This window comes from Bartonella sp. AP57NXGY (genome assembly GCF_042195805.1).
Classification (GTDB): domain Bacteria; phylum Pseudomonadota; class Alphaproteobacteria; order Rhizobiales; family Rhizobiaceae; genus Bartonella.
The window spans coordinates 1-1,572 of the sequence record NZ_JBHIOZ010000259.1 but is presented as its reverse complement, the minus strand read 5'-3'; the positions used below and the strand labels follow the sequence as shown (position 1 = coordinate 1,572).

The 1,572-nt window shown below is 40.1% G+C and carries 2 protein-coding genes and 1 pseudogene; all 3 read left to right on the top strand.

The window, feature by feature from the left end; all coding sequences use genetic code 11:
- Window positions 1-95 (top strand): annotated as a pseudogene (locus tag ACFIL8_RS10085) (P-type conjugative transfer protein VirB9); the annotation flags it as partial.
- Window positions 96-122: 27 nt separating this feature from the next.
- A complete protein-coding gene (gene virB10 / locus ACFIL8_RS10080; protein WP_375634898.1) occupies window positions 123-1,238 on the top strand; it encodes a type IV secretion system protein VirB10 in 1,116 nt (371 codons plus the stop codon).
- A gap of 17 nt (window positions 1,239-1,255) precedes the next feature.
- On the top strand, window positions 1,256-1,572 hold a 317-nt coding region (locus ACFIL8_RS10075; protein ID WP_375637979.1), incomplete at its 3' end, for an ATPase, T2SS/T4P/T4SS family.

Here is a 1,572-nt window from a genome sequence, read left to right as displayed (position 1 = left end):
GCGTCTTTAACGAAGCCTATCAACCAAAAGGCACAAATCCAAATACCGGAACAACCTCACCATCTGTTGAACGTAAAGTTGCATCAGATCTTTAAATAAGCGGGAATTGAAGGGGACAACACATGAGTGATAAATCAAGCATCGAAGATCGAGGATCTATTGGGGATGGCAAAAATAATACATCAAAATCGGATACAAAAAAAATAATCATTATTATAGCTTTTGTAGGATTTTGCGCATATGTGCTTTGGAATATATTTTCAACACCACCAACATCAAAAGACACGGCAAATATTCATAAAAAACAAGACTTTAATAACTCAGTTACTCCCTTAGAATTAGTTTCCGCTGAATCACAAGCAAAAATTGCTCCAATTACACTACCACCCCCAGCGAAAAACCCAGAAAAAATAGTTGAACATGATCCTTTACTTGATGCAGCACAACGTGCTCCCGTATTGGCTTTTACGAGCAATACCCCCCCTTCTTCAACTCAAATGTCGAGAAATAACTATAGTAATAATATAAGTGAAACTCCTAATAATGATTCACAAAGTTTTTCCTCACTTCTAAAGCCTACAAAAATAGAAGGTACAAGAGCTGGGATCATGGGAAATAGAAACTTTATCATCGCCATGGGAACTTCTATCCCCTGTATCTTAGAAACGGCATTAAACAGCGACCAACCAGGCTTTGCAAGCTGCATCATCAACCGTGATATCCTCTCTGACAATGGGCGCGTTGTTTTGCTTGATAAAGGAACCCAAGTCGTTGGAGAATACCGAGGAGGGCTTAAAAAGGGTCAATCTCGCCTCTTTGTGCTCTGGACAAGAGCAAAAACACCAACCGGTGTCATCATCAATCTTGCATCTCCCGCAACTGACAGTTTAGGTAGAGCTGGTTTTGACGGCAACGTCAACACCCATTGGTGGGAACGCTTCAGTTCAGCATTATTACTCACCGTTGTTGATAGCGTTACAACAAACCTAACCAATAAAAAGAAAGGCAATTCTAACTCAAGTGGTGGTTTCAACAGCTCTGAAGCAAGCAATATCGGAAAAGATACAGCCACCGTTGCCCTTGAAAATCAAATCAACATCCCGCCTACCCTAGAAAAATTTCAAGGCGAACTCGTCAACATCTTTGTAGCAAGAGATCTCGATTTTTCATCTGTCTATAAACTAGTAGTAACAAGCAAAAGGTATCACTCTACTCCCAGCTATTCCTTTTTTCATTAAGCCAATAAAGTCATATTATGCCATCAGCAAAAAATGCAGAACGAGCCTCCATCGTTTTAACAAAATTAAAGATCTTAGATGACTTCCTCAATGATGAAAATTTATTTGAAATTGTTGTCAATCGCCCAGGCGAAGTAATTGTTGAAGGTCCAAATGGTTGGCAAACCCACACCATACAAGAACTAACCTACAGCGAACTAGAAGGGATTGCGAAAGTTGTTGCTGCCTACACAACACAAAAAATTAGTGTAGAAAATCCCGTTCTCTCCGCAACACTGCCAAACAACGAACGCATACAAATTGTTATGCCTCCAGCAGTTGCAGCCAATACCAT